We start from the raw sequence: 25,513 nt of genomic DNA, 5'->3' as shown, positions 1-25,513 counted from the left end.
AAACCTCCTGAAGGCTGCAAAATTTGTTCGGGCTCAACTTCATAGATTGCAACTATCTAATCTGATGCTTATGCAACAACCGATAAAACGTAGGCCGCGAAACCCCTAAAACTTTCGCGGCCACACTCAAATTATCACTGTGCCGATTCAACACATCACACAACGCCTGCCGTTCCGCCCGGGTCTTGTAGTCTTCCAGCGTGCCCATCGGTGTGGCGATGGAATGCTGACTGATCAACCCTAAATCCCGCGCCTCGATCTGGCGGCCCTCGGCCAACACCAAGCCACGCCTTACCCGGTTAGCCAGCTCGCGCACATTGCCCGGCCAGTCGTGCTTGCCCATGGCAATCAACGCATCTTCGCTGAAGCTTCTTGGTCGGCGCCCGGTTTCGTGGCTGTAGAAGTGCGAAAAGTGGTTGGCCAGCATCGACAGATCGCCATGACGTTCACGCAACGGCGCTGTGATCACTTGCAGGACGTTCAGCCGGTAATAAAGGTCTTCACGAAAGCGCTTCTTCTCGATTGCTGCTTCCAGGTCAACGTGGGTTGCCGCCAGCACGCGTACATCGACCGGTATCGGCTGACTGCCCCCTACCCGTTCAATATGCTTTTCCTGCAGAAAGCGCAGGAGATTGGCCTGCAATTCCAGCGGCAGGTCGCCGATTTCGTCGAGGAACAACGTGCCGCCATTGGCCGCTTCGATGCGTCCGACCTTGCGCTGGTGCGCGCCGGTGAACGCGCCTTTTTCGTGGCCGAACAATTCTGACTGAATCAAATGCTCGGGAATCGCCCCGCAGTTGATCGCTACAAAAGGTTTGTTGTGGCGCTGGGATTGTCGGTGCAGGGTGCGCGCGACGAGTTCCTTGCCGGTGCCGCTTTCGCCGCGAATCAGCACGGGCGATTCGGTGGGGGCCAGTTTGCTAAGGAGTTTGCGCAGTTCGCGGATCGGTTTGCTGTCGCCGAGCAGTTCGTGCTCCGGCTGATCGACATGAATCGTGCCCTGCCCGCGCAGGCGTGCCATGCCGAAGGCGCGGCCGAGGGTGACCTGTACGCGGGAAACGTCGAAGGGCAAGGTGTGGAAATCGAAAAACCATTCACAAACGAAATCGCCGACGTTCTGCAAGCGCAGGACTTCCTGATTGAGCACAGCGATCCATTCGGTGCCGCTGCGGCTGATCAGTTCTTTAACGGCTTCGGGTCGTTCCAGGTGAAACGGCTGCAAACGCAGCAGGCCGACATCGCAGGCCCGGGATGCGGCGTTTTCCAGATTACAACTGTCGACATCCCAGCCTACGGCGCGCAATCCGGGCAACAGGCGATAACAGTCGTCGCAGGGATCGACCACCAGTAAACGTCTCGATGCAGGCGCTTCGCTCATGACTGTTCCTTGGCGCCAAATTTGATAAATGATCGTAAAAACAGTCATTTGGCAGACCCGGTTGTAACACTAGCAAGATTTTGACGGGGGCTTGTACCGATTGCTTATAGGCCGGGTATTAAAAGAGTTATAAGAAAGTTGGTTGTTAGTTAGCTATCGACTATTTGCGGTGAATCCAAGAGCGGCCCCTCACCCTAGCCCTCTCCCGAGGGAGAGGGCTAGGGTGAGGTATACGCGAGGTCAGCCGATCTGAAAGACCGAGCCGAACTCCAGTTTGAAAAGCCCACAACTCGGCTCCCTCTCCTCGGGGAGAGGGCTGGGGTGAGGGGTGAATTCAGCGCGGTGTTCGGACATGTGCAGGTTTAACGAAACGAACTTACGTTATGTAAAGAATCTGAAATTTCTTTGTTTCACTTGTGACCCGCCCCCTGGTTGCGTGCATCAGTACAAGTAACCAGCCGCACGGTATGCCCAACCGACGGCACATCATTTGATTGGGCGCCAATAGAGAGAAGACCCCATGACTGCCCCGCTGCGTATCAACGAAGCTCTTTTGATTGCCAACCACGCGTTCAAGCCTTTTCAATGCGTGGCCTGGGCGCCACAAGACGGCAATGGCGAACTGAGCCTGACCGTCGTCGACCGCACCAACTCCCACATCGGTCGCAAACAGATCCCGAGCAGCGCCTACTCTGACCCGGCGCAACTCGAACAACTGCTGCAGCAGGCCCGCGCTGAGCTCAGCGAAGACGGCCACACACTGCAATCGTGGTCGATGCCACACTGATTACCGAACAAGGGCGGATGACGTTAAAGTCATCCGCCCTTGTTGTATGCGTAGTCGAACAATCAACGTAGTTGCAGTGCCGTTTCATCGAAAGTACTTGGCTCGCTTGCGAGTGGTTCAACAAGACACTGTTCTGGCACAGTGCGACCGTCCTTCTGTTAGTTCCCCCAGTTGTACTTCTCGCGGTTCAGGGATTGAATGTTTCGCTCGTGCAGTCAGCCTCCCAACCACTGGGTATCGGCTCAGGCACAAGGAGACGCGTGCATGTCCACCCTGAGCCCTTACGCGCTGCCTACTGCATGGACCGCCCCCGGTTCGCTCGACCCGACATTCGCCATTGGCGGTGTTGCGCAGGTGTACTTTGCCGGCAGTTTGTCCAGCCAGACCCAACATGTCACGCTCGATGCACAGGGTCGGATTCTGGTCGCCGCCAAGGTCGGTACATCCAAGGGGAGTCGTTTTGGCCTCGCGCGGCTGCTGGCCGATGGTTCGGCGGATTTGTCGTTCGGCTTTCAGGGCAGCGTGATCGGCAGTTTCGTCGAGGGTTTCGAAGCCAAGGCCGGCAAGGTTCAGGTGTTAGCCGACGGCAAGATTCTGCTGGCCGGCCTGCATTATGAAGACACCCAACGCACCCTGCCCGCCCTCGCCCTGTTCGATGCCAACGGCCAGCCAGACCGATTCTTCGGCGATGACGGTTTCCAGGTGGTGCGACTGCCCGGCGAGCTGTCCATGGGCACCCGCGACAACTGGTTGCCGCCGGGCGTGCCTGGCGTCGAAGCCTGTGACTTTGTGGTGGAGGAAGACGGCCGTATTCTGCTGATCGCCAACCATCATTTCAGCCTTGCCGACCACGCCGGCATATTGATCCGCCTGCAGCCCGATGGATTTCTCGACGAATCATTCAACGGACGCGGATTTGTAGTGGTCCGCCACCTGCTGCTCAATACCTGGCTGAGCACGCTGTTGTTGAAGGAGGATGGGCGCATCGTCGTCGCAGGTTCCATCGACTTTCCTCAGCATGGCCTGCTGGCGGTGTATCGGCCCGATGGCAGCCTGGATGAGCGCTTCGCCGTCGATGGCTTCATGGCCTTCAAGGCTCACGGCAACAGCGCTCAGGTCAGCCAGATCATTGAGTGCGATGACAGGCTTTATTGCTTCGGCAGCAGCCGCGATCCAATCCGCTGTTTGACGTTTGTCCTGCACGCCAACGGTCGACCGGACCTGCACTGTCATCATGGCCAGCCACAGGTGTTGGACATCGGCCCCAGCGGATGCCAATGGAACGCCGCCCAGCAAATGAGCGACGGCCGCATCGTCGCCGTGGGCGCGACCATCGGCGGAGTCGAAGCTGACTTCATGGTGGCGCGCTATCAACTCGATGGCAGCCTTGATCCAGCGTTCGGTGAGGGCCATGGCTGGTTGCGCACGCGACTGGGGCGAAGTCTCGATACCGCCAATTCACTGACCGTACATACTGACGGGGCGATTGTGGTAGGTGGCTATTCGCTGGATGGCAACTACCGGGCAATGGTTGCGCGTTATCTGAATCCATAGAGCATTCAACAGGATCGAGGTTATCGGCGACTTGATCTTCCTTGAAACATCCGGCAACTTTCGCGCTTCTAAATAAAAGGAGCAGCCGATGTCCGGTTCAATCGCCCAGGCGTTCGCGCACAACTTCCTCGGGCAATCGCCACGCTGGTACAAGGCGACCATCGTCGGTTTTCTCATTCTCAACGCCGTGGTGCTGTTCACCGTCGGGCCGGTCGCCGCAGGCTGGTTGCTGGTGATCGAATTCATCTTCACCCTGGCCATGGCCCTCAAGTGTTATCCGTTGATGCCCGGCGGCCTGCTGTTGATTGAAGCGTTGCTGTTGAAGATGACCACGCCGCAAGCGCTTTACGATGAGTTGCTGCACAACTTTCCGGTGATCCTGCTGCTGATGTTCATGGTCGCTGGCATCTACTTCATGAAAGATCTGCTGCTGTTTCTCTTCTCGCGCCTGCTGTTGGGCGTGCGCTCGAAAGCAATTCTGGCGCTGATGTTCTGCTTCTTGTCGGCATTTCTTTCGGCATTTCTTGATGCGCTGACCGTGACGGCGGTGATCATCAGTGCGGCTGTCGGCTTTTACTCGGTGTATCACCGGGTCGCGTCGGGCAACGATCCACGTGAGGACAGCGAATTCGCTGACGATGAGCATTTACCGTCGCGACACCATGAGGACTTGAATCAATTCCGCGCTTTCCTGCGCAGCCTGTTGATGCACGGTGCGGTCGGCACAGCGCTCGGTGGGGTTTGCACCTTGGTCGGTGAGCCGCAGAACCTGCTGATCGGTCATGAGATGGGCTGGCATTTCGGTGAGTTCTTCACCAAGGTTGCCCCGGTATCGCTGCCGGTACTGGTGGCGGGTCTGGTTACTTGCGTGCTGCTGGAGAAGCTGCGCTGGTTCGGATACGGCACGCTGCTGCCGGACAACGTCCGCGCTGTGTTGGCCAACTACGCTGCCGAGGACAACGCCAAACGCACGCCTCGTCAGACGGCGGCGCTGCTGGTGCAAGGTGCGGCGGCACTGATTCTGATTGGTTGCCTGGCGTTTCACCTGGCTGAAGTCGGCCTGATCGGATTGATGGTGATCGTATTGATCACCGCGTTTACCGGGATCACCGACGAGCATCGCCTGGGCAGCGCGTTCAAGGACGCCATGCCGTTTACCGCGCTGCTGGTGGTGTTTTTTGCCGTGGTGGCGGTCATTCACGATCAGCATCTGTTCGTCCCACTGATCGAGTGGGTGTTGGCGCTGCCGATGGATCAACAGCCGGGCATGTTGTTCATCGCCAACGGCTTGCTCTCGGCGATCAGCGACAACGTATTCGTTGCGACCATTTACATTACCGAAGTGAAACAGGCTTTTCTCGCCGGGCACATGACTCGCGAGCACTTCGAGACATTGGCGATTGCGATCAATACCGGCACCAACCTGCCGAGCGTGGCGACCCCTAATGGTCAGGCAGCGTTTCTGTTCCTGCTGACCTCGGCGATTGCACCGCTGGTGAGGTTGTCATACGGGCGCATGGTGTGGATGGCGGTGCCGTATACCGTGGTGATGGGACTGCTGGGCTGGTATGCGGTGAGCTATTGGCTCTAAGCAACACTGAATAAACCTGTGGGTTACCGGGGTTTGCACGCGCCGCGAAAACCTGTGGGAGCGAGCCTGCTCGCGAAGAGGTCGTGTCAGGCAACGAATCTGTTGAATGACACACCGCCTTCGCGAGCAGGCTCGCTCCCACATTGGTTTTGGTGTTGGGTCAGTGCGTGAGGATGTATTTCTCGATCGCCAGGACCACGCCGTCTTCAGTGTTCGACGCTGTAACAACATCAGCCTGGTGCTTCACCGCCTCTTCCGCCTGGCCCATGGCAATCGACAAGCCAGCGCATTTGAACATCGCCGGGTCGTTGCCGCCGTCGCCGATGACAGCGGTTTGCTCCAGCGGCACGCCGAGGTATTCGGCGATGGTCGTCAATGCCGTGCCTTTGTTGGCCTCAAGCGCCGTAACGTCGAGATACACCGGCTGCGAGCGCGACACTTGCGCCATGCCGTTGACCTTGGGCAACAACTGCGCCTCCAGCTCAATCAGCAACTCAGTGTTGTTGCTGGTAGCGACGATCTTGTCGATGCGCTCCAGATACGGTTCAAAACTCTCGACCACCACCGGCGGATAGCCGAGGCCACTCTGTTCACGTGGGACCATCGGCCCGTGCGGGTCCTTGAGCAGCCAGTCGCCACCGCTGAACACCCAGATTTCCACCTCCGGTTGATCGGCAAACAGTGCCAGTGCGATCAGCGCTGTGGTCGCCGGCAAATAATGCGCGGCCAGCAGCGTGCCGTCCGCTTTGACGATGGTGCCGCCATTGAACGCCGCCGTCGGCAGATCAACGCCTAGCGCCTCGATCTGCTGCAACATGGCTTTCGGCGGACGGCCACTGGCGAGGCTGAACAGCACGCCGGCATCGCGCAGCGAGCGCACGGCGTCGATGGTGCGTTGGTTCAGCGTGTGATCCGGCAGCAACAGCGTGCCGTCCATGTCGCTGAGCAGAAAACGTATGGGTTGTTTCGGCAAATCACTCATCCGAGACCATGCCAGACGCGACCATCGCGAGTCAGGAGATCTTCGGCTGCTTGCGGGCCATCTTCGCCGGCCGCATACGTCTCGACGCTCGCATCCTGCTGCCAGGCATCAAGGAAAGGCTGCACGGCTCGCCAACCGTTCTCGATGTTGTCGGCACGCTGGAACAGCGTCTGATCACCGGTCAGGCAGTCGTAGATCAAGGTTTCGTAGCCGGTGGAAGGCTGCATCTCGAAGAAGTCCTTGTAGGCAAAGCCCAACTCGATGTTCGCCATATTCAGCGCCGGCCCGGGCCGCTTGGCCAGCAAGTCGAACCACATGCCTTCGTTTGGCTGGATCTGGATGCGCAGATAAGTCGGCTGCAACTCGTCGACTTCGGTGTCGCGGAACTGTGCGTACGGCGCCGGTTTGAAGCAGATGACGATTTCGGTGTCGCGCACGCTCATGCGCTTGCCGGTGCGCAGATAGAACGGCACGCCGACCCAGCGCCAGTTGTCGATCATCACCTTGAGCGCCACGTAGGTTTCCGTGGTGCTGTCGGGCGACACGTTGGCTTCTTCGCGATAACCCTTCAATGGCTGGCCATCGCGCTCGCCGGCGCTGTACTGGCCGCGCACCGAGTTGGCCCGGGCCTCCTCTGTCGACCAGGGACGAATCGCCCCGACCACTTTGGCCTTCTCGCCACGCACCGCGTCAGCGCCGAAAGCAGCCGGCGGTTCCATGGCCACCATGGCCAACAGCTGGAACAGGTGATTGGGCACCATGTCGCGCAGTGCGCCGGTGTGTTCGTAAAAGCTGCCACGGGTTTCCACACCGACAGTTTCCGCCGCAGTGATCTGCACGTGGTCGATGTAATGATTGTTCCAGAACGCTTCGAACAGGCTGTTGGAGAACCGGCTGACCAGGATGTTCTGCACGGTTTCCTTGCCCAGGTAATGGTCGATGCGGTAGATCTGCTTTTCGCTCATGACCTTGAGCAGGCACGCGTTCAAGGCTTCGGCGGTGTGCAGGTCGGAGCCGAACGGCTTCTCGATCACCACTCTTCTGAACGCTTCGGGGGTTTCTTCCAGCAAACCGGCGCTGCCGAGGCGGCGCACCACTTCACTGAAAAAACGTGGCGCGGTGGCCAGGTAGAACACCGCATTGCCGGTGCCGCTGTCGGCGATTTTCGCCGCCAGGGCTGAATAGGTGCTGTCGTCGAGGAAGTCGCCCTGGACGTAGCTGATGCCTTTGGCGAGCTTGGCCCACAAGACCGGATCAAGCATCTGATCGCCCTTGCCGACCTTCGCCGCCACTTCGGTACGGATGAAGTCTTCGAGCTTCTGCGCAAAGGCTTCATCGGTAATGGCGTTGTGATCAACGCCGACGATCCGCAGGTTTTCGTCGAGCAGACCGTCGCGACTGAGGTTGTACAGCGCCGGCATGAGCAGGCGCTTGACCAGGTCGCCGTGGGCACCGAACAGGAACAGCGTGGTCGGTGGTGCGGGTTCTGCCTTGGATTTTCTGCGGATCGTACGGGTCATTTTTTCGCGGTCTCCACGTGGCCGCCGAAGCCGAAGCGTTGTGCCGACAGGATCTTGTCACCGAAGGTGCCCTGCCCGCGCGAGCGGTAACGGGAGAACAGCGAGTTGGACAGCACCGGTACCGGCACCGCTTGCTCCATGGCCGCTTCGATGGTCCATTGGCCTTCGCCGCTGTCAGCTACCGAGCCGGAGAAACCGTCGAGCTTCGGATCGCTGGCCAGTGCGTCGGCAGTCAGGTCCAGCAGCCAGGACGAAACCACGCTGCCACGACGCCAGACTTCAGCGATATCGGCCACGTTCAGATCAAATCGCTGATCTTCCGGCAGGCGTTCGCTGGATTTGGTCTTGAGGATGTCGAAGCCCTCGGCGAACGCGGCCATCATGCCGTACTCGATGCCGTTGTGAATCATCTTCACGAAGTGCCCGGCGCCGGCGGGACCGGCGTGGATGTAACCGTGCTCGGCACGGTGGTCATCGGACTTGCGATCCTTGGTGCGCGGAATGTCGCCCATGCCCGGCGCCAGTGCGGCGAACAGCGGATCGAGACGCTGCACGGTTTCGGCATCGCCACCGATCATCATGCAATAACCGCGTTCCAGGCCCCAGACGCCGCCGGAGGTGCCGACGTCGATGTAGTGCAGGCCCTTGTCGTTCAGCGTTTTGGCCCGGCGAATGTCGTCCTTATAGTTGGTGTTGCCGCCGTCGATGATGGTATCGCCGGGTTCGAGCAGTTCGCTCAGGGTGTTGATGGTGTCTTCGGTCGGCGCGCCAGCCGGCAGCATGACCCAGACAGCACGCGGCTTGTCGAGGCCGGCAACCAGTGCTGGCAAGTCGGCGACGCCGGTGGAGCCCTCGGCGACCAGGTTATCGATGAAAGCGGTATTGCGGTCGTAAACAACGGTGGTGTGCCCGTTGAGCATCAGACGTCGCGCAATATTGCCGCCCATGCGGCCCAGTCCAATAATCCCGAGTTGCATGTGCTGATGCTCCTTACTACAAATAAATGTGTGTCATTGGTTATAGCCCAACGCGACTGATGGAGGTTAGTCCAGAGCGTTGCGATGAAGTTTCCGGGCATTGTGCCCGATCCAGAGTGATAACGCCCCGAATCCTGCCGAAGACACACCGACCATGAAAAATAAAAAAGTTCCCTTCCAGGGCAAAAGAAATCAAAATTGGCGCCGATAGTAAGTCAAGCGCCTCAAAACGAGGAGTGACTTACAGTTGATGCACGCCATTTGCGAGGTGAGCAATGGGCACAGTACATACAGCAATGCCGCCACAAACCCTCTACGTTACGATCCGTCGCGATGAATTGCGCCAGTTGAAAGACGAGCGCGACCAGTTGAAGCACGAATTGGCGCAATTGCGCGCATTGACCCAGGGCTCGCAGCCGCAACCGCGTCCGGTTGTGCAGCGCGCACCCCACGCCTGATCCCCGCCTGCTTCGGGAACGGCCCTCGTCGTTCCCGACACGTTGCACCTCTGACCGCTTGATACACACCAACAGCGGCGCTTAACAAATCTTTCACAAGCCCTTGGGGATACTTCGCCCCATTCTGGCCGTGCCTGCGTGTACGGCCTCTGTTCGTCGGTGTCATGGAAGCGTTTCCGGCGTGGGTCTGATGATTGAGCTGGAGCGCTGAATGGCATTGTTCAAACGCAGCAAAACGACTGCGACCGGTTTCGACTGGGCCGGATTCATCTGGTTGTTCGTCTTCTTCTGGTACTTCTCGGGCATCACTCAACTGCTGATCCAGCTGACCGGCACGTCTGGTTTCACGGGATTTCGTCAGGCATTCGTTATGAGCGCGCTGTGGCTGGCGCCGATGCTGCTGTTCCCCAAACAGACGCGTCTGCTTGCGGCAATCATCGGTGTGGTGCTGTGGGCTTGCTCGATGGCCAGCCTGGGTTACTTCTTCATTTATCAGCAGGAATTCTCGCAGAGCGTCATCTTCATCATGTTCGAGTCGAACGTGTCGGAAGCGGGCGAGTACATGACGCAGTATTTCGCCTGGTGGATGATCCCGGCGTTCCTCGCCCATACCGCGTTCGCCTACTTTCTGTGGACGCGGCTGCGCCCGGTGTACATGCCCCGTGGTCGCGCACTGGTTGCAGCCACCGCAATCGTGATCGCCGTCGCCGGCTACCCGCTGATCAAACAAACCATGCGCATGGGCAATTTCGCCGAAGGCTTCGAGAAATTCGAAACCCGCATCGAGCCCGCCGTGCCGTGGCAGATGGCCGTGGCGTATCACCGCTATATGGAAACGCTGGGGGACATGCAAGGCATGCTGGACAGTGCCAGCAAGATCCCGCCGCTGAAAAACCTCAAGGACGCCTCGGCCGGGCAACCGGCGACTTTGGTGCTGGTGATCGGCGAATCGACCAACCGTCAGCGCATGAGCCTCTACGGTTATCCGCGCAGCACCACGCCGGAACTGGACAAACTCAAGGATCAACTGGCGATCTTCGACAACGTCATCACCCCGCGCCCGTACACCATCGAAGCGCTGCAGCAAGTGCTGACCTTCGCCGACGAGCAGAACCCCGACCTGTACCTGTCGACGCCATCGCTGGTCAGCGTGATGAAACAGGCCGGTTACAAGACGTTCTGGATCACCAACCAGCAGACCATGACCAAGCGCAACACCATGCTCACGACCTTCTCCGAACAGGCCGACGAGCAGGTGTACCTGAACAACAACCGCAACCAGAACTCGGCGCAGTACGATGGCGACGTCATCGAGCCGTTCAACAAGGCGCTGGCCGATGCGGCGCCGCGCAAGCTGATCGTCGTGCACCTGCTCGGCACGCACATGAGCTACCAGTACCGATATCCGCCGACGTTCGACAAGTTCAAGGATCGCCAGGGCGTTCCGGCTGGCGTGCGTGACGATCAGGTACCGACCTACAACAGCTATGACAATGCCGTGCTGTACAACGACTTCGTGGTCTCGAGCCTGATCAAGGACTACGCCAAGACCGACCCGAATGGCTTCCTGCTGTACCTCTCCGACCACGGTGAAGATGTCTTCGACTCCGCCGGTCACGGCACGCTGGGGCGCAACGAAAACAAACCGACCGCGCCGATGTACACCATCCCGTTCATGGCCTGGGCCTCGCCGAAGTGGAAGCAAAACCACGACTGGAACTTCGCCGGCGACCTCAGCCGCCCGTACAGCAGCTCGCAACTCATTCACACCTGGGCGGATCTGGCCGGGTTGAGTTCCGATGAACTGGATCGCAGCAAAAGCCTGGTCAGCGACAGCTTTGTACCGCGCAAGCTGTTGATTGGCGACCCGTACCAGGCGCCGAGGCGCGCGTTGATTGACTTCAGTTTGATGAAGCCCAAACACCCTGCTCCGGCGGAAGTCGCGCAGAAGTAAAACGACAAAGGGCCGAGAAGGCCCTTTTTTGTGCCCATCGGCCGCAGTGTTTCTGTAATACGCCGCAATATTTGCGCTGAACCAGCGTTAACCCATTGTTAATGGCCGCGACGCAGACTTCTTTCGCGGTCTGCTTCACGGACGAACCGACTCCCACTTGTTCAGTAGGAGGCACCATGAAAACCACTACCTTCATTCTCACCACCCTGCTCGCCCTCGGCTCCACCAGCGCCTTCGCTGAAGGCGGTGCCGAACGCATGCGTTATTACTACGACAATTTCCCGGTCCAGCACGCGCAAAGCGAGCAGAAGGCCGACGCCAGTGCGAAAGAAATTCGCGTCCCTGCTGACCAGACGGCGCAGGTGACCGAGTCCTATCGCGACTGAGCTTTACCGAGCAACCGATGGACCTTCCGTGGCTCCGCTCTGGCCCGGAAGATGACAGTTCAGGCGCCCTGATCGGGGCGCCTTTTTTTATGTTGGTGATTGGCGGTGAGGAGCCTTCAGGCCTGCAAGTCCTTTATCCAGAACAGCATCCGCCCGTGATCTGGATTGAACATCCCCGGTGCAAAGCCGAATTTGCGATATGAACCCTGCGCCACCGCATTGCCTTCCAGCACTTCCAGGGTGATCTTGCAGCAGCCACGCTGACGAGCGATTTCTTCAACTTTCTGCAGCATTTTCTGACTGAGCCCAAGGCCACGAAATTTGCCGACCACAGCGACGTCGTGAACGTTGACCAGCGGTTTGCAGGCGAAAGTCGAGAAGCCTTCAAAACAGTTGACCAGCCCGGCCGGTTCACCGCCGACGAAGGCCAGCACGCTGAAGGCATGCGGGCGGCGGGCGAGCTCTTCGGGCAGGCGCTGCAGCAGTTCGGGCGCGATCGGATGACCGCCGCCCATGGGATCTTCGGCGTAGTGGTTGAGCACGATGCCGATGGCTTCAGCGTGCACCGGGTTGCTGTAGCTGGCCTGAAGTACGAGTATTTCTGCGGAATCCATTTCCATCCCCGATAAGCAAAAAGCCCCGGCGCGCAAGGTGCTAGCTGAAAGGCCTGGGGGGACCTTAGCTTGGGTGCGCCGGAGAGAGCAACTTGAAAAGCTGAAGATCAAAAGATCGCAGCCTCGTTGCACTCGTCAGCTCCTACGGTCCGATATGTGTAGGAGCTGACGAGTGCAATGAGGCTGCGATCTTTCGCGGTCAGTGGCCCCAGATCAGCTCTTCGGTCCAGCCCAGTTCGGCGAAGTCTTCGGCACGCAATGCGCTTTCGCCGACACAGAAAAATTCATCCAGTTGCGGTGGCTTGACCGCCGTGCCGCTGAGCATGGCGTGCACCTGGCCACGATGATGGATCTGGTGCTCGAACAGGTGCGAGAGCATGCGCAGGCGGCTGTCATGTTGCGGCATGTCACGGGCGATGGTGACGATTCTCGACAGGTCGGCATCGCGCAGTTGCTCGCAATAGGCGATCAGCCGGCGATCAACGCGGGCCTGTTCTGCACGCAGCGCCGCAGCCTCGGTAAACGGCTCGTCTGCATTGAAGAAAACATAGCAATCAGGGTGTGGCTCGTCACCGCGCAATTCCCGCTCCAGCGCGTCGACGTAGAACCAGTCGCAGGTGAGGATGTGATTGAGCGTGAGGCGGATGCCGGGGAAGAAGCTCACCCGTGGCGCCGCCAGTTCAGTGGTGTCGAGCTGGGTCCAGGCCTTGGCCAGGCGGTGATTGGCCCATGCATTCTGATAGGCCATGGTCAGCAAATGATGGGACAGCGGTTGACTCATGTCGGTGCCCTCTTCTTTCAGGCTTCAGCGAAGCGCTGCAATTGCATCTCCTGCAAACGGCTAAGGGTGCGGCGGAACGGGAATTCCAGATAGCCCTCGGTGTATAGCGCGTCCATCGGTACGCTTGCCTCGACGTACAGCGGCACCTTGCGGTCGTAGCATTCGTCGACCAGCGCGATAAAGCGGCGAACGCCATCGTCATGTACCGACAACTGCGGCAATTCCCGGTCACCGGCGACCACGCGCTCAGCGCCATCTTCGGTGCCCCGCGCAATGCGCCCTTCGCGTTTTTGTGCGCTGAGGTTCGGTACTTCGCTCAACAGAATAGCCCGGTAGCGATCACACAGGGCAATGAAGTCCATGGCGGCGAAAGGTTGTTCGCACAGATCGCTGTAGCGGCACCACAGCACGGATTCGCTGGCTTGCACCACGTTGAGTGTGCGGTGGCCCACGGCGACTGGCTCCTCGCTGACAGTCTCATCTGCGGCCAGCGACTTGAACACGGCACCCAGTGCGCTCGGCGAATCGGCTTCATTGACAAAATAGCGCTGCTCGATCGCTCCGGGATGCAAGCGATGATCCTCGGCGCCATTCACCGCCACCACTGTCATATGTGCCTTGATCGCCGCAATCGCCGGCGTGAAACGGTCGCGATTGAAGCCGTCCGCGTACAGATCATCAGGCGGCAGGTTGGACGTGCAGACCACTACCACGCCTTCGTCGAACATCACTTGAAACAGCCGGCCGAGAATGATCGCGTCGCCGATGTCATTGACGAACAGTTCATCGAAGCACAGCACCCGCACTTCGCCGGCCAGCTCTTTGGCCAAGGCGCGCAACGGATCGGCGATGCCACTGAGTTGAAACGAACGCTGATGTACCCAGCCCATGAAGTGATGAAAGTGCTGACGCCGCGCCGGCACGCGCAGGCTCTGATAGAACTGATCCATCAGCCAGGTCTTGCCGCGCCCGACCGGCCCCCACAGGTACACGCCTCGGATCGAAGGGGCACCGGCGTGCAAGGCTTCATGGCGTTTTTGCAAGGCCCAGACTGCGTTTTCCTGGGCTTCATCCTGGATGAAACCCTTGTGGTCGACCGCGTATTGCCAGGCACTGAGGGGAGAGTCGAAAGTCATGCGCGGGAGTATGCCACGGGCGATTGGCCATTGCTGATTAACGGGCGTGGACGATCATTGTGGGAGCGAGCCTGCTCGCGAAGGCGGCTCGTCAGTCACCGAGATGCAGACTGAGCCACCGCTTTCGCGAGCAGGCTCGCTCCCACATAGGCAGTAAAACCTGACCTTTCAGGCAGTTATTGCTCGTTGCCCTCGCCGCCCTCTTCCGGCATTCTGCGCACCCATTTTCTGACCCGGCCCCGCCTTGCGGCGCGCACATCACCATGACCGCCTCTGACAAAACCCCGCGCAACAACGACCTGATCTACGGCCTCAACGACCGTCCGCACCTGACCGCCACGGTGTTCGCCGCGTTGCAGCACGTGCTGGCGAGTTTCGTCGGCATCATTACCCCGACCCTGATCATGGGCGGCGCCCTCGGTCTGCACAGTGAAATCCCCTACCTGATCAGCATGGCGCTGTTCGTCTCCGGCCTTGGCACCTTTGTCCAGGCCAAGCGCTTCGGCCCGGTGGGTTCCGGTCTGCTGTGTCTGCAAGGCACCAGTTTTTCCTTTATCAGCGTGATTCTCAGCGCCGGATTCATGGTCAAGGCGCGCGGCGGTGGCACTGACGAAATCCTCTCGACGATCTTCGGCGTGTGCTTCTTCGCTGCGTTCATTGAAGTGGTGCTCAGCCAGTTCATCGGCAAACTGCGCATGCTGATCACGCCGGTGGTGACCGGCACGATCATCACGCTGATGGGCCTGTCGCTGATCAAAGTGGCGATGACCGACATCGCCGGCGGCTTCGGGGCGCCTGATCTCGGCGCGGCCAGCCATGTGTTTCTGGCGGCGCTGGTGATCGGCACCATCGTTGTGCTGAACCGAGTCGACGTGCCGTTTCTGCGGCTGGGCGCGATCGTCATCGGCCTGACGCTCGGCTACGTGGTGGCATGGCTGATGGGCACGGTGGATTTCGCTTCGATGCCCGAAGTGCCGCTGGTCAGCGTGCCGGTGCCGTTCAAGTACGGTTTCAACTTCGATTGGGTGGCGTTCGTGCCGGTGGCGGTGATTTTCCTCGTGTCGCCGCTGGAAGCGGCTGGTGACCTGACCGCCAACTCGATGATCTCGCGGCAACCGGTGAAAGGCCCGTTGTACATCCGCCGGATCAAATCCGGCCTGCTCGCAGATGGTCTCAACTCGGCCATGGCGGCAGTGTTCAACAGCATGCCGATGGTGACCTTTGCGCAGAACAACGGCGTGATCCAGTTGACCGGCGTGGCCAGCCGCTACGTGGCGTTTTTCATCGCCGGGCTGCTGGTGTTGCTCGGTTTGTTCCCGATGATCGGCGCGGTGCTGCAACTGATGCCGAAACCGGTGCTGGGCGGCGCTGAGCTGGTGATGTTCGGCACCGTCGCCGTGGCCGGGATCAAGATCCTCGCCGAAGCCGGCCTGCATCGACGCAACATGCTGATCGTGGCGATCTCGCTGGGCATGGGCCTGGGCATCGCGGCGGTGCCGGAAGTCCTGCGCGAACTGCCGCAAGCGCTGCGCAACATCTTCGAATCGCCAATCACTGTCGGTGCGTTGTGCGCTATCGTGCTGAACATCTTCCTGCCGGAAGAATTCATCGAGCTGGAAGAAGATGATTTCGACCCGGAAGCGTCGATTCTGCAGGTCATGGAAAACCCCGACGTCGCCGCCAAAGGTGAACCCGGCCAAGCGGCGGCTGTCGCACAGTTGAACCGCTGACGTCACGCCTCGAAAAAAGGGCTGCACCGGCGACGGTTCAGCCCTTTTTTTGTCGAGAGATTTTTATGCGCCGCGTCCACGCCGTCATCCTGTCGCTTGTGCTGTTGTCGCTCAGCGCCTGCGCGCTGTTTCCCAACCGCGATCCGGTGAACATCAACGTGGTCGGCCTCGAACCGTTACCCAGCCAGGAACTGGAAGTACGCTTCGCGATCAAGCTGCGCGTACAGAACCCCAATGAAACGGCGATCGATTACAACGGCATCGCCCTGGATCTGGAGGTCAATGGTCATTCGCTGGCGTCCGGTGTGAGCGATCAGAGCGGCTCGATCCCGCGTTTCTCTGAAGCCATTGTCACGGTGCCGGTCAGCGTCTCGGCGTTCTCGGTGCTGCGCCAGACATTGGGGCTGAGCCAGACGCAAAGCCTCGATAATCTGCCCTACGTGCTGCGCGGCAAACTGGCGGGCGGGTTGTTTGGCACGATGCGCTTTACCGACAGCGGCAAGTTGAGCCTGCCTAAAGCGAGTGCGGCGACCTGGTAGTCAGCGGTCTCAATCGGCAGAACAACACACAACCCCTGTGGGAGCGAGCCTGCTCGCGAAGGCAGTGTTTCAGGCGACTACGACGCTCATGCTGCCTACGTCTTCGCGAGCAGGCTCGCTCCCACAGGTTCTCTGCAAGTTTCAAGGTCAGCAGTTGAACCGCACCCCCGGCTTCGCACGCTCATCAACGGTCAACTCGAAGACATCCGACCGCGCGTAGTGGCCGACCACATCGTAGTCATACCGCGCGCGGATCAGTTCATCAGTGTCGATTTCCGCCGTGAGCAAGCCCGCTTCCCCGCGCAACGGCCCCGCCAGCACATCGCCCATCGGACCGACGATCACGCTGCCACCGGCAATCAACGGTCGATCACCCGGCCAATTGGCAATCTCCACCCCCAAATCATCCGGCGAGGCCTGCACCTGACAGGCGCTGACCACGAAACAGCGGCCTTCGTGGGCGATGTGGCGCATGCTGACCTGCCACATCTCGCGCTCGTCCACGGTCGGCGCGCACCAGACCTCAACGCCCTTGGCATACATCGCCGTGCGCAGCAGCGGCATCATGTTTTCCCAGCAGACCACGGCGCCAAGCTTGCCGACCTGGGTGTCGAACACCGGCAGCGTCGAGCCATCACCCTTGCCCCAGATCAGTCGCTCGGTGCCGGTGGGCATGAGCTTGCGGTGTTTGCCGAGCAGCCCGGCCTGCGGATCGAAATACAGCACCGTGCAATACAACGTGCTGCCAGCGCGCTCGATCACGCCGATCACCAGATTGGCTCCGGTGCGCGCTGACAATCCGGCCAGCGCTTCGGTTTCGGCGCCCGGTACATCGATGGCGTTGGCAAAATAACGCGCGAACGCCTCACGCCCCTCGGGCAGTCGATAGCCCAATTGGGTGCCGAAGCCCTCGCCTTTCGGGTAACCACCGAGCAAGGCTTCCGGCATCACCACCAACGCAGCGCCGGATTCGCGGATTGCGTCTTCCCAAGCAAGGATCTGTTCAAGGGTTTCGCCTTTGCCGCCGGGCAATGCACCGATCTGCAACGCCGCCACTATGGATTTGGCCATCGTATTTACTCCATCAGGTTCAGGTGTTGCCGATTCTCCGGCGTCACGCGATCATGAATAAAGCCCTGCCGACTGCTGAATGATATGAGCCAAATGAATATCGCCGACATTGACCTCAACCTGCTGAAAGTCTTCGAAGCGCTGCACGACGAATCCAGTGCCAGTCGCGCCGCCCTGCGCCTGGGCGTAACGCAATCGGCAGTCAGCGCGGCATTGCGCCGCTTGCGTGAGGTGTATGGCGATCAGTTGTTCGTGCGCACCGGGCGCGGACTGGCGCCGACCCTGCAAGCCAATCAGCTGAAACCGGTGATCAGCGATGCGCTCAACAAATGCCGGCAAAGTCTGGCCATGCTCGATCCGGCGGCCAATCAATACGAAGGACGTTCGGTGGCGATCGGTCTGTCAGATGATTTTGAAATTGCCTACGGGCGCCACTTGATCGAGGAAATCGCCCGCCGTGCGCCGAAGCTGCGGTTGATATTTCGCCAGACCCACAGCCAGATCGTTGCCCGCGCGCTGATGGAACGCAGCATCGACCTGGCGATCACTGCCGGCGGCTTTTCCGAGCGCCTGCTCAGTCGTCAGGTGTTGGGGGAAGGCGGCTATGCGTGTCTGGTCGACCCGGCCAGTCTCGCGCCAGGCCAACAGCAGATCGCGTTGCAAGAGTTCGTTGAACGCGAGCACATTCTGGTGTCGTCGGGCGGCTTTATCGGCATTACCGATGAGGGATTGGCGGCAGTGGGTTTGAGCCGGCGAGTCTGCGCGTCGACCACGCATTTCGCCGCGCTGCCCTTTCTGCTCAAGGGCAGTCAGGCGGTGGCGACCATCCCGGCCCATGCCGCCGCAAGCATCGCGACGCTGAGCGGGCTGGCGTTGCTGCCCTGCCCTCTGGCTTTACCGCGCTATCCGGTGGAACTGGGCTGGCGCACCAGCACGCAGATCGATCCGGTGCTGGTCAAGGTTCGCGAGGCGATTGCCACCACGTTCAGCCAGGCGTGAAGCGGATTATTTGTTCGCCGCCATCAGGCGATTGACTTCACTGCGCACCATGTTGGCGAACTCCGGCGGCGACATGCCGTCCAGTTCGGCGCGGACCCACTCGGCCCATTTGCCCTTGCGCTTGGAGCGCTCCCCAAACAAGCGCGCGGCTTCGCCTTTGGCTTTGCCCAGATTGTTCTGCCAGAGTTCGAACAGACGGGATTTCTCATCTTCCAGCGCTGCGCGCTCTGCGAGGGATTTGTCGGCCAGATTGAAACTCATGGGGATTTATCCTGCTGCGTAAAATGGCGACATCTTACACGCTCGATGGAAATCTCCGGTGCAGGTTTTTCCCTTCTCCACGAATGACATGCAACTTTTCGCCTGCCGCTACACTCCATTGGTCACTGTCCATTCACCTGCAAGGAGTCACCCAATGGCCCGTAAAACCGCCTCGCAAGCTGCCGAAGAGCAAATCAAGGATCAAGCTTTCAGCGAGCTTCAGGCTCTGATCGAAGAATCGGACAAACTGCTCAAGAGCAGCGCTTCACTGGTCGGCGAAGAAGCAGAAACACTGCGTGCACAAATCGCCCAGAAACTGCAGCTGGCACTGGATTCGGTGTCCAGCGTGCGCGATCGCACCAAACCCGCCGTCGAAGCCACCGAAAACTACATCGGTGGTCACCCTTGGCAAACCGTGGCGATCTCCGCCGGTTTCGGCCTGGTGGTGGGCCTGCTGCTCGGCCGTCGCTGAGTCAGGCGCACAGAAAAAGGCGAACCTCAGGGTTCGCTTTTTTTATGCCCACCGCTTTGCTTTTCCATTACTGAATTCACCTCGGTATCCCAAGTCGGCGTACCTCGCCCAAACCACGCGGTCAGTCCCCTCTCCCCCCGGGAGAGGGCTAGGGTGAGGGGCTTTTGACCTTGTCACTGCAATCGTCAGAACAACAAAAGACTCACTCCCCCGCCAACTCCCGCAACTGCCCCAGCGTCTGCTCATCCAGTACGATCCCTTGCGCCATTGAACGACTGCGCTGCAAATGCCGGCGATCCCCCGGCAGTCGCTTGAGCCCGACCCCGTGCATCTGCCGCACGAGCTCTTCACTGCGCTGGGCGAAGCTCTGCCCTGCGGCCTTGCTCGGGTCGATGACGATCAACAGCTGACCGGTCCACGGGGTTTTCGCGCCGGGATGGTTGGACCAGTCAAACTCGAATGAGAAATTGCCGCCGGTCAATGCCGCCGCCAGCAACTCGACCATCATCGACAGCGCCGAGCCTTTGTGACCGCCAAACGGCAACAGCGCTCCACCTTCCAGAATCGCCTTGGGGTCCTGGGTCGGCTGGCCGAGGCTGTCGACGCCCATGCCGGCCGGGAGTTTTTCACCCTTGCGCGCTGCGATTTGCACATCGCCATGAGCAATGGCGCTGGTGGCAAGATCGAACACAATCGGCGCGGCGTTGGCCCTTGGCGCGGCGAAGGCAATCGGATTGGTACCGAACAATGGCCGATCAGCGCCATGGGGCACCACGCAGGTCATGCTGTTGACCACGCTCAGCGCCACCAGACCTTCGTCGGCGAAGGGCTCGACATCCGGCCACAAAGCGGCGAAATGATGCGAGTTGCGAATTGCCAGGACTGCGATCCCGGCATGACGCGCCTTCTCGATCAGCAGTGGTCGGGCCGCTGCCAACGCTGGCTGGGCAAAACCGTTGCCAGCGTCAACCCGGACAAACCCCGGCGCGACATCTTCAACCTGTGGCACGGCATGGCCATTGACCCAACCGCTTTTCAGCGTCGAGACATAACCGGGGATGCGAAACACGCCATGACTGTGAGCGCCGTCGCGTTCGGCGTTGGCGCAGTTGACGGCGAGTACCCGTGCGACTTCGCTGGAGGTGCCGTGGCGCAGAAAAATCGTTTCAAGCAGTTGCGTCAGTGCTTCGAGGGACACTGTGGACGAGCCATGATCGTGTGGCGCAGACATCTGAAGCTCCAGAATGATTATTGGAGGGAACAACAGCGTACGGTCGATTTTGCCCACCGATTAACCCTGTCCGAGCTGCCAGCTGTCAACCCTTCGATTCATTGCCATCGGTTGGCGCGCCCTGATGCACATTTTGATCTCGGTACGTGCGGTAACTGTCTACCGCAAGTGCTCCACTCTGCGCATTTACTGTTGAGTTCCAGCCCAATGGCGCCCTGTTCAGAGTTGCAATGATGTCCATCCCGACTGCCCCGCTGTTGTTTCCAGTGATATTTGATTCACCCGGCCTGCACGCTGACCTCGGTCCGGCACACGGTCTCAACAGCAAAGACTTCGACTGGCTTGCACATGCGCAACTCGCTACGCAATCGCTGCGCAACAAGCAAACACCGCCAATGCTGGCCGAACGCATCCTGCTCAACGCCGACAAGCAACTGGCCGTGCCGCTGGCAGGCAGCTTCATACTCAGCGCAGGGCCGGATGACAACGGCGTGTTTCTCTATACGCCCTACGATGGCCTGAAAAAATTCGCTGACCGGCAAGCCCTGACTGATGCCCTGCAGAAACGCCTCGACAACGCCAGGGAAAACGATGATCTGCTGGCTTTCCTCTCGGTTTCATTGCGCAAGGAACTGGTGGAAAAACGCAGTATCACCCTGACCTGCGAAACCATCGAAGGTGATGTGTTCGAGGACCAGCAATTGGCAATCGGCGACTCTCTGGAGAGGTGCGCCCGTGACTTGCTGGACGAACTCAAACGCCTGCCATCCCTTGCAACGCTGCTGGAAAAGATTCTCGACGAACTGCTCGAAGCGCATTTTGGCGCCGTGCAACAGTCGCTTACCCGGGTCGGTTTCTATTCGGTGACTTCTTCGGATGGGAAACAGTGGGTCGACTCGCTGTCGCTGACCGAAGCGCTGTTGGTGCACTTTCACCGTCAGGGCTGGCCCCACGGTCAGCTCGTAGAGTTTACCCATCCTGGTCGTTCGGTACGCGAAGACGATCAGTCTGCCTGGACCAATGCGATCAAGTCGGCGTCGGGAAAACTGACCATGCTGTTGTTTCGACAGCTTGAGGTGTTTTGGAACGGCGCTTCATTCGAAGGCTCGCCCAGACGTACTTTCTTCAGCCAGACGGTGCAGGATCAGGCGCGCGCGGATCTGATGATCAAGCGCGAAACGCAGATCCTCACCGCCAGCGAGTTCGACGCCCTGCACAGCCTGGTACGTGAGCCAACCGTTGCGGTACGGCGGCCAACGTTCGAAACCGTGTGCCTGAGCGAAGAAACAGCCTGTGTCGAGCTGGCCGGCTCGCTGATGATCAATCACGACAAGGCTTATCTCTATACGCCCAGCCAGGGCCTGCAGGTACTCGCCGACTACGCGGATCTCAAACAGACACTGACCGCGAAAATGCGGGCTGCCGGACACGAAGACGAACTCTACGGGCTGATGAATCTGCAAGAGCGCAATCGTTACCTTGGCTTCGCTAACGCGCAGGTATCCGGGGAAAACATTGGCGGTGAGATCATGACCACGCTGTTCGAGGCCATCATCACCAAGCAACGTCAGAACGTTGAATTCGTTCTGCAGCGTTTTCGTCAGAGCGAGCGCACCACTGACATCCATGCGCTCTTCGACAAGGCGTTGGATATCCGCTCAATGATTCATGAACGGCTGCTCAAGCTCGACGTCAATCAGCGCTGGAGTACCCGACCGTTGTTTACCAGTACACCGCCATCGTCACTCGTGCAGGCAGACAAGGCTGCGCAGCAGGCGACACTTCTGGGACGGACGCTGGATAATCTGACCAGCCACTTCAAAGACCAGCCGACCGCGCACGGCGCAGAACAGCGCGTCTTTTTGGAAGGCATTCTGTGGAAACTGGCCCAGGCATTCGAAGACGGCCTGCGTGGTGAGGCGTACCTGCGCAGCCTCAGCGGGTCATGGCTGGAGGCGGAACGAAAGATCGTCGACACCGTGTTCGATTCCAGGCACCCGACACGCAGGGACCGCCAGTCACTCAATGGTTTTCGCCCCGATGCCTGGTCACTGACCCTCAACGGGGCCGAGCCCAACGTTGCGCTGCCGCTCGCTCACTGCGTGCTGCTGACCGAGCGCGGCGGCATGGACGTGAAACATTCCGGGCGCGCCATCCTCTGGACACCGGCCCTGGGCCTGGAGCTGTTTGACGACATCGCCAATGCGCAAAAGCAATTGCAACAACGACTGGACGACAACAATCAGAGCCACACGCTGCTGGAAAATCTGCCAAAGGCGCAACACAGACTGGACCAGCAATACACACTGGGCGAGTTTCAATTGATTAATGGCAGTGTCTCCCGAGACCGCATGCAATCTGCCATTGAACAGTTCCTGGCAGAATGTGAACTGCTGCGAGTTTGCATCAAGGAGCCAAAGACATTGGCGAGCTTCCTTGATGAAATGAAGAATGCTGTCATCGATACCAACCTGCGACGCGCGATCGATCTTGCACGCACCCTTTCGCGTCATCTGGATTACCCCGACTGGTTGCGCATGGCCTCGGCGACGGAGCAACGCACGCAACTCGCGCTGCTGGATGAACTGCGGCATGCGTTCATCGATGGCAAGGATTTCCTCGATGAGGTCCCGGCGCTGGCCACTCATATCGAGCAGACCCTCAAAACCCTGCTCGATGCCCGCTTTCCAGGCAACGGGCTCAAGCCACAGGACATCCGGATCACCCCCAATCTGATATTGGCCGGCCCTGCCTGCAACTTGCTGGAATTTGCCTTGCATCACTACAACGTCGTGCAGGGCAGCGGTTTCAAAGTCGCCTCGACAACGGCCACAGCCTTACCAAAAGAGTTTGCCCAGGCCGCGGTACGGCAATTACTGCAATCTCTTGATGTTGCTACCACCTACACCGCGAAAGTCACCGAAGCGCTGTCAGCCGACAGCCCGTCTGCTCGCACCAGCAAAGAACGGTTCTTGCGCCAGTTGCCCTGGCAATTGATGCAACACGCCCACTCGATGAAATTGCAGCAACAGCTCTCGGATACCGGCTATGACTACATTTGCCAGGTCCTCGACATGCCCGACGCGATAGCGCGCGCTGCGGTCGAGGGCGCTCATGCCATCGCCTGTCCGCTATCGTTGATCAAGACCCCAGGCGCTGATTGCGTCGACACACTCGGTTTGTATGTCTTCGGTCCGGGCGCAGGGCAAACAGGCCCCCGGGTCCTCTATGCGCCTTACTCCAGGTATGTGTTTCGCGAATTCGAAAACGAAGCGCAGCTGATCGAAGCACTGAATACCCCCGGGCACTTCCAGGATTTGGTTATCCGGCGCCTGCCTGAGGCTCAGCAGGCGATATTCAAGAGCCTGTTGAAAACAACGATCGGCAAAGACAGTGAAATCACTCTTCATGGCGCGCCCATCAATGGCAACGTGCTCGAGCGGTTTCACCAGGACACTCTGCGTCTTCTGCCGCAACTGTTGCGCAGCCAGCCACAGGTCAATGGCCAAGCGGATTGGGAAGCGGTGAAGTTTCTCTTCAGTCACGGCGTGCGCCTGGTGCCACATTTGCTACCGGGCAAACTCGCGTCCGGTTTTTTTCTGTGGCGAAGCTACCAGGACTTCAAGGCGTCCGCCGAAGGCCTTCAGGATCACCACTGGGCAAATGCCCTGAAAAGCTTCATCGCAGGGGCGATTACCGTCTTCAGCCTGGGACGTCTGTCATGGGAAAGCGAGGCAGAAACGGCCGGCTCCGAATTCGCCGCAGAGGCGCAAGCACCTGCGGGTACAGCCACAACGGTGCAAGTCTCCTCTCGCTGGGCAAAGGTGTCGCCCGTCACGCCCGCTCGGATTGATTTGCAGCCCTTTGAAAGCAGTACGGCGCTGGAATCCCTCAAGCTTGATGCCAATAAACTGGTCTATGGGGATTCGTCAACGACGCAAAAATACGCCGCCATTGCCGGCAAGGTGTATCCGGCAGTCCAGCTCGAAAAAAACTGGTATTTGCGCAAAAAAGACGGCAGTCAGGGGCCGGCACTCGAAGAGAAAAATGCCCGTCTGGTTGTTGCAAGCGCCAGCCAGCCGGTTCATCGCTGCCGATCAAAACGTCGTGACCCTGCTCAACATGAAGTCGAGGAGAACCGCTCAATAGAAATGTATATCCAGGCCAGAGGCATGGCCCAGATCCACCGTCGCTATCCGGCCAGGGCGTTCGTGATACAGCAAGCCGTAAACCGTGCAAGAGAATACGCAGTCAACTGCCTGCATAACTACGTTACACAGCGCAGCCACCCTGCAGGCACACGGCTGGAGACAGTTTTGAAGGAGTTCTTCGAGGTTCATGAGGTAACGCCCTTGCTGCTCACAAAACTCGAGAAAGTGATCATTCCTGTCTGCCAGGAACTGACGAACCCAAAAGATGATTTGCTCTACACCGAGCGCTTTTTTACTGGTCTGAATGGGCCTGGCAGCGCCAATACCGTTGCTTTCGTTTTCAAACAGGACAAACAAAAAATAATTCATCTCACCGAGGTTTTTTTCAATCCCAGAATGGACAAATACACCGCCCATCTGCCTCCTCGATTCAATGTTGATTCACACGCACGCGCGGTAACGATTATTCATGAACTCTCGCATCTGGTTTGCGACAGCGAAGATCTGGTAACGGTCCAGGCCATGGGGCCTTATCTCGACCTTATCGACACGACGACGGCAGAGGGGCAAGCGGCCAAGGACTCGCTTGAACGTTATCGCAGGTTATTGTCGCGCTACGGCAATCTCTCGCACCTGTTTGCGGTGAAATCCGATAACCACGTCTGGACCGATCTGGACAAAATGCCGACGCATGCAGCGGATTACCTGAAAATCCTCAGCCTTACCAAAACCACAAACCTTGCAGACGCGCGCCGAGCGTTTCGCAGTCCTGTTTCAGCAGATGCGCGGGTCGACGTGATGCTCGCCAACGCCGACTCGATCGCCCTGCTCATCAGCGAACTGGGCCGCCAGCTCGACCCGCTTCCCGCGCCCATACCGCTCTCGGCGCCGGTTGCAGATCAGGCGGGATCCTCGCAAGCGCTGGCGTGACGACAAAAAAA

21 protein-coding genes are annotated in these 25,513 nt (G+C 59.3%); 11 read left to right on the top strand and 10 right to left on the bottom strand.

Features of this window, described 5'->3' with window-relative positions; genetic code table 11:
- Nucleotides 1-52: 52 nt before the first annotated feature.
- Nucleotides 53-1,378, bottom strand: coding sequence for a sigma-54 dependent transcriptional regulator (locus CKW30_RS03715; RefSeq protein WP_095179984.1), 1,326 nt, complete (start codon nucleotides 1,376-1,378; stop codon nucleotides 53-55).
- Nucleotides 1,379-1,898: 520 nt separating this feature from the next.
- Between CKW30_RS03715 and CKW30_RS03710 the strand changes: the two genes are divergently transcribed.
- The 3 genes from CKW30_RS03710 (at nucleotide 1,899) to nhaB (ending at nucleotide 5,310) form a co-directional block, all read left to right on the top strand.
- Nucleotides 1,899-2,165 (top strand): hypothetical protein, encoded by a 267-nt coding sequence (locus tag CKW30_RS03710; protein WP_095179983.1) that lies wholly within the window; start codon nucleotides 1,899-1,901, stop codon nucleotides 2,163-2,165.
- A 264-nt stretch (nucleotides 2,166-2,429) separates the two neighbouring features.
- Nucleotides 2,430-3,719 carry a hypothetical protein gene (locus CKW30_RS03705; RefSeq protein WP_095179982.1) on the top strand — a complete coding sequence of 430 codons (1,290 nt, stop codon included), beginning with the start codon at nucleotides 2,430-2,432 and terminating at the stop codon, nucleotides 3,717-3,719.
- An 88-nt stretch (nucleotides 3,720-3,807) separates the two neighbouring features.
- The gene (nhaB, locus tag CKW30_RS03700) at nucleotides 3,808-5,310 is read left to right on the top strand and encodes a sodium/proton antiporter NhaB (RefSeq protein ID WP_095179981.1); all 1,503 of its coding nucleotides are present in this window, start codon (nucleotides 3,808-3,810) and stop codon (nucleotides 5,308-5,310) included.
- A 160-nt stretch (nucleotides 5,311-5,470) separates the two neighbouring features.
- Here nhaB and CKW30_RS03695 read toward each other — a convergent pair whose 3' ends face one another.
- The 3 genes from CKW30_RS03695 to gnd are packed head-to-tail and all read right to left on the bottom strand — an operon-like array spanning nucleotide 5,471 to nucleotide 8,789.
- Nucleotides 5,471-6,292, bottom strand: a complete 822-nt coding sequence (locus tag CKW30_RS03695) for an HAD family hydrolase (RefSeq protein ID WP_095179980.1) — start codon at nucleotides 6,290-6,292, stop codon at nucleotides 5,471-5,473.
- The gene (gene zwf, locus CKW30_RS03690) at nucleotides 6,289-7,812 is read right to left on the bottom strand and encodes a glucose-6-phosphate dehydrogenase (protein WP_095179979.1); all 1,524 of its coding nucleotides are present in this window, start codon (nucleotides 7,810-7,812) and stop codon (nucleotides 6,289-6,291) included. The genes CKW30_RS03695 and zwf overlap by 4 nt, the downstream gene beginning before the upstream one ends.
- Nucleotides 7,809-8,789 (bottom strand): phosphogluconate dehydrogenase (NAD(+)-dependent, decarboxylating), encoded by a 981-nt coding sequence (gnd, locus tag CKW30_RS03685; RefSeq protein WP_095179978.1) that lies wholly within the window; start codon nucleotides 8,787-8,789, stop codon nucleotides 7,809-7,811. Before gnd ends, zwf begins: the two co-directional genes overlap by 4 nt.
- A gap of 275 nt (nucleotides 8,790-9,064) precedes the next feature.
- Between gnd and CKW30_RS03680 the strand changes: the two genes are divergently transcribed.
- The 3 genes from CKW30_RS03680 to CKW30_RS03670 all read left to right on the top strand — a co-directional run bounded on the left by CKW30_RS03680 (nucleotide 9,065) and on the right by CKW30_RS03670 (nucleotide 11,587).
- Nucleotides 9,065-9,247, top strand: coding sequence for a DUF6026 family protein (locus CKW30_RS03680; protein ID WP_016774671.1), 183 nt, complete (start codon nucleotides 9,065-9,067; stop codon nucleotides 9,245-9,247).
- A 211-nt stretch (nucleotides 9,248-9,458) separates the two neighbouring features.
- On the top strand, nucleotides 9,459-11,201 hold the full coding sequence (locus tag CKW30_RS03675) for a phosphoethanolamine transferase CptA (RefSeq protein ID WP_095179977.1): 1,743 nt from the start codon (nucleotides 9,459-9,461) through the stop codon (nucleotides 11,199-11,201).
- A gap of 176 nt (nucleotides 11,202-11,377) precedes the next feature.
- Nucleotides 11,378-11,587 (top strand): hypothetical protein, encoded by a 210-nt coding sequence (locus CKW30_RS03670; protein ID WP_041479703.1) that lies wholly within the window; start codon nucleotides 11,378-11,380, stop codon nucleotides 11,585-11,587.
- A gap of 116 nt (nucleotides 11,588-11,703) precedes the next feature.
- On the opposite strand, the gene CKW30_RS03665 is transcribed toward CKW30_RS03670, so the two are convergent.
- From CKW30_RS03665 to zapE, 3 genes are all read right to left on the bottom strand, one after another.
- Complete coding sequence (locus CKW30_RS03665; RefSeq protein ID WP_024012903.1) at nucleotides 11,704-12,201, bottom strand: GNAT family N-acetyltransferase; 498 nt, start codon at nucleotides 12,199-12,201, stop codon at nucleotides 11,704-11,706.
- A gap of 199 nt (nucleotides 12,202-12,400) precedes the next feature.
- On the bottom strand, nucleotides 12,401-12,982 hold the full coding sequence (locus tag CKW30_RS03660) for a DinB family protein (protein ID WP_095179976.1): 582 nt from the start codon (nucleotides 12,980-12,982) through the stop codon (nucleotides 12,401-12,403).
- 17 nt (nucleotides 12,983-12,999) lie between these two features.
- Nucleotides 13,000-14,118, bottom strand: coding sequence for a cell division protein ZapE (gene zapE / locus CKW30_RS03655; protein WP_095179975.1), 1,119 nt, complete (start codon nucleotides 14,116-14,118; stop codon nucleotides 13,000-13,002).
- 263 nt (nucleotides 14,119-14,381) lie between these two features.
- Here zapE and CKW30_RS03650 point away from each other — a divergent pair, with 263 nt between their 5' ends.
- Both CKW30_RS03650 and CKW30_RS03645 read left to right on the top strand, forming a co-directional pair.
- Nucleotides 14,382-15,848: a nucleobase:cation symporter-2 family protein gene (locus CKW30_RS03650; protein ID WP_016774665.1), complete on the top strand. Its 1,467-nt coding sequence runs from the start codon at nucleotides 14,382-14,384 to the stop codon at nucleotides 15,846-15,848.
- Nucleotides 15,849-15,913: 65 nt separating this feature from the next.
- Nucleotides 15,914-16,387 (top strand): LEA type 2 family protein, encoded by a 474-nt coding sequence (locus CKW30_RS03645; RefSeq protein ID WP_056785875.1) that lies wholly within the window; start codon nucleotides 15,914-15,916, stop codon nucleotides 16,385-16,387.
- A gap of 147 nt (nucleotides 16,388-16,534) precedes the next feature.
- Here the strand turns inward: CKW30_RS03645 and CKW30_RS03640 are convergent, their stop codons facing one another.
- Complete coding sequence (locus tag CKW30_RS03640; protein WP_095179974.1) at nucleotides 16,535-17,458, bottom strand: carbon-nitrogen hydrolase family protein; 924 nt, start codon at nucleotides 17,456-17,458, stop codon at nucleotides 16,535-16,537.
- An 84-nt stretch (nucleotides 17,459-17,542) separates the two neighbouring features.
- On the opposite strand from CKW30_RS03640, the gene CKW30_RS03635 reads away from it, so the two are divergent.
- Entirely contained in the window at nucleotides 17,543-18,457 is a 915-nt protein-coding gene (locus tag CKW30_RS03635) for a LysR family transcriptional regulator (RefSeq protein ID WP_095179973.1), read from the top strand.
- Between the two features lie 6 nt (nucleotides 18,458-18,463).
- Here CKW30_RS03635 and CKW30_RS03630 read toward each other — a convergent pair whose 3' ends face one another.
- A complete protein-coding gene (locus CKW30_RS03630) occupies nucleotides 18,464-18,718 on the bottom strand; it encodes a hypothetical protein (protein ID WP_003224595.1) in 255 nt (84 codons plus the stop codon).
- Between the two features lie 154 nt (nucleotides 18,719-18,872).
- Here CKW30_RS03630 and CKW30_RS03625 point away from each other — a divergent pair, with 154 nt between their 5' ends.
- Nucleotides 18,873-19,190 (top strand): YqjD family protein, encoded by a 318-nt coding sequence (locus CKW30_RS03625; protein ID WP_016774661.1) that lies wholly within the window; start codon nucleotides 18,873-18,875, stop codon nucleotides 19,188-19,190.
- A gap of 202 nt (nucleotides 19,191-19,392) precedes the next feature.
- On the opposite strand, the gene CKW30_RS03620 is transcribed toward CKW30_RS03625, so the two are convergent.
- A complete protein-coding gene (locus CKW30_RS03620; RefSeq protein ID WP_095179972.1) occupies nucleotides 19,393-20,421 on the bottom strand; it encodes an Ldh family oxidoreductase in 1,029 nt (342 codons plus the stop codon).
- Nucleotides 20,422-20,654: 233 nt separating this feature from the next.
- Between CKW30_RS03620 and CKW30_RS03615 the strand changes: the two genes are divergently transcribed.
- Nucleotides 20,655-25,502 (top strand): dermonecrotic toxin domain-containing protein, encoded by a 4,848-nt coding sequence (locus CKW30_RS03615; RefSeq protein WP_095180301.1) that lies wholly within the window; start codon nucleotides 20,655-20,657, stop codon nucleotides 25,500-25,502.
- Nucleotides 25,503-25,513: the final 11 nt, after the last annotated feature.

Source organism: Pseudomonas sp. Irchel 3F6, from assembly GCF_900187595.1.
Lineage (GTDB): Bacteria > Pseudomonadota > Gammaproteobacteria > Pseudomonadales > Pseudomonadaceae > Aquipseudomonas > Aquipseudomonas siliginis.
This window is presented reverse-complemented; position numbering and strand designations above follow the sequence as displayed.

Excerpts from the sequence above, each read along its gene's own strand:
- CKW30_RS03670 (WP_041479703.1), top strand. The coding sequence starts at position 11,378 with ATGAAAACCACTACCTTCATTCTCACCACCCTGCTCGCCCTCGGCTCC.
- CKW30_RS03640 (WP_095179974.1), bottom strand. The coding sequence starts at position 17,458 with ATGGCCAAATCCATAGTGGCGGCGTTGCAGATCGGTGCATTGCCCGGC.
- CKW30_RS03695 (WP_095179980.1), bottom strand. The coding sequence starts at position 6,292 with ATGAGTGATTTGCCGAAACAACCCATACGTTTTCTGCTCAGCGACATG.
- CKW30_RS03680 (WP_016774671.1), top strand. The coding sequence starts at position 9,065 with ATGGGCACAGTACATACAGCAATGCCGCCACAAACCCTCTACGTTACG.
- CKW30_RS03620 (WP_095179972.1), bottom strand. The coding sequence starts at position 20,421 with ATGTCTGCGCCACACGATCATGGCTCGTCCACAGTGTCCCTCGAAGCA.
- CKW30_RS03645 (WP_056785875.1), top strand. The coding sequence starts at position 15,914 with ATGCGCCGCGTCCACGCCGTCATCCTGTCGCTTGTGCTGTTGTCGCTC.
- gnd (WP_095179978.1), bottom strand. The coding sequence starts at position 8,789 with ATGCAACTCGGGATTATTGGACTGGGCCGCATGGGCGGCAATATTGCG.
- zwf (WP_095179979.1), bottom strand. The coding sequence starts at position 7,812 with ATGACCCGTACGATCCGCAGAAAATCCAAGGCAGAACCCGCACCACCG.
- CKW30_RS03650 (WP_016774665.1), top strand. The coding sequence starts at position 14,382 with ATGACCGCCTCTGACAAAACCCCGCGCAACAACGACCTGATCTACGGC.
- CKW30_RS03705 (WP_095179982.1), top strand. The coding sequence starts at position 2,430 with ATGTCCACCCTGAGCCCTTACGCGCTGCCTACTGCATGGACCGCCCCC.
- CKW30_RS03615 (WP_095180301.1), top strand. The coding sequence starts at position 20,655 with ATGTCCATCCCGACTGCCCCGCTGTTGTTTCCAGTGATATTTGATTCA.
- CKW30_RS03630 (WP_003224595.1), bottom strand. The coding sequence starts at position 18,718 with ATGAGTTTCAATCTGGCCGACAAATCCCTCGCAGAGCGCGCAGCGCTG.
- CKW30_RS03660 (WP_095179976.1), bottom strand. The coding sequence starts at position 12,982 with ATGAGTCAACCGCTGTCCCATCATTTGCTGACCATGGCCTATCAGAAT.
- CKW30_RS03665 (WP_024012903.1), bottom strand. The coding sequence starts at position 12,201 with ATGGATTCCGCAGAAATACTCGTACTTCAGGCCAGCTACAGCAACCCG.
- CKW30_RS03715 (WP_095179984.1), bottom strand. The coding sequence starts at position 1,378 with ATGAGCGAAGCGCCTGCATCGAGACGTTTACTGGTGGTCGATCCCTGC.
- CKW30_RS03675 (WP_095179977.1), top strand. The coding sequence starts at position 9,459 with ATGGCATTGTTCAAACGCAGCAAAACGACTGCGACCGGTTTCGACTGG.
- zapE (WP_095179975.1), bottom strand. The coding sequence starts at position 14,118 with ATGACTTTCGACTCTCCCCTCAGTGCCTGGCAATACGCGGTCGACCAC.
- CKW30_RS03635 (WP_095179973.1), top strand. The coding sequence starts at position 17,543 with ATGAGCCAAATGAATATCGCCGACATTGACCTCAACCTGCTGAAAGTC.
- nhaB (WP_095179981.1), top strand. The coding sequence starts at position 3,808 with ATGTCCGGTTCAATCGCCCAGGCGTTCGCGCACAACTTCCTCGGGCAA.
- CKW30_RS03625 (WP_016774661.1), top strand. The coding sequence starts at position 18,873 with ATGGCCCGTAAAACCGCCTCGCAAGCTGCCGAAGAGCAAATCAAGGAT.
- CKW30_RS03710 (WP_095179983.1), top strand. The coding sequence starts at position 1,899 with ATGACTGCCCCGCTGCGTATCAACGAAGCTCTTTTGATTGCCAACCAC.